The sequence below is a fragment of the Leisingera sp. F5 genome, from assembly GCF_001593695.1.
Genome location: NZ_LUKH01001152.1, coordinates 1 through 1,229, shown reverse-complemented (window position 1 = coordinate 1,229; position 1,229 = coordinate 1). Strand labels below are relative to the sequence as shown.

Annotated in this window: 1 protein-coding gene; it reads left to right on the top strand. The window is 63.0% G+C overall.

What is annotated here, in order from left to right:
- On the top strand, positions 1–1,086 hold a 1,086-nt coding region (gene gatB / locus A2I95_RS39680; RefSeq protein ID WP_291737839.1), incomplete at its 5' end, for an Asp-tRNA(Asn)/Glu-tRNA(Gln) amidotransferase subunit GatB.
- Positions 1,087–1,229 lie beyond the last annotated feature (143 nt).

The following is a 1,229-nucleotide window of genomic DNA, read 5'->3' as shown; positions in this document are numbered from 1 at the left end:
GAGCAGGACGCGGGCAAATCGATCCACGACATGGACCCCAACATGTCCTTTGTCGACCTCAACCGCACCGGCGTCTGCCTGATGGAGATCGTCTCCCGCCCCGACATCCGCGGGCCGGAGGAAGCCGCCGCCTATATCGCCAAGCTGCGCCAGATCATGCAGTACCTGGGCACCTGCGACGGCAACATGCAGAACGGCAACCTGCGCGCCGACGTGAACGTTTCGGTCTGCCTGCCCGGCCAGTACGAGAAGTACCAGGAAACCCAGGATTTCGGCCACCTCGGCACCCGCTGCGAGATCAAGAACATGAACTCCATGCGCTTCATCCAGCAGGCCATCGAAGTCGAGGCGCGCCGCCAGATTGCGATCATCGAAGCAGGCGGCAAGATCGACCAGGAAACCCGGCTGTACGATCCGGACAAGGGCGAAACCCGCTCCATGCGCTCCAAGGAAGAAGCGCATGACTACCGCTATTTCCCCGACCCCGACCTGCTGCCGCTGGAGATCGAGCAGACCTGGGTCGATGATATCGCCGCCAATCTGCCGGAACTGCCGGACGACAAAAAGGCGCGGTTCATCAATGACTTCGGCCTCTCGGACTATGACGCCTCGGTGCTGACCGCGGATGTGGAATCGGCCGCATTCTTTGAGGAAACCGCCAAGGGCCGCAGCGGCAAGCTGGCTGCCAACTGGGTGATCAACGAGCTGTTCGGCCGTCTGAAGAAGGAAGACCACGCGATCACCGACTCGCCGGTTTCCCCGGCACAGCTGGGCGGCATCATTGATCTGATCGCCTCGGACGCCATCTCCGGCAAGATCGCCAAGGACCTGTTCGAGATCGTCTACACCGAAGGCGGCGACCCGGCGCAGATCGTCGAGGACCGCGGCATGAAGCAGGTGACCGACACCGGCGCCATCGAGACCGCTCTGGACGAGATCATCGCCGCCAACCCGGCCCAGGTGGAGAAGGCCAAGGTGAACCCGAAACTGGCAGGCTGGTTTGTCGGCCAGGTTATGAAAGCCACCGGCGGCAAGGCCAACCCCGCCGCCGTGAACAAGCTGGTGGCACAAAAACTGGGCGGCTGATCCCTCCCGGAAACCGGACACGGAAAGGGCGCCGCACGGGTGAAACCGGAGCGCCCTTTTTGAACCCGGCAAGAGGGTGACATGCGTGCACCCCCCCTGTACACCCCCCCTGTACACCCCCTCCTGTGCACTCGGGATGACAA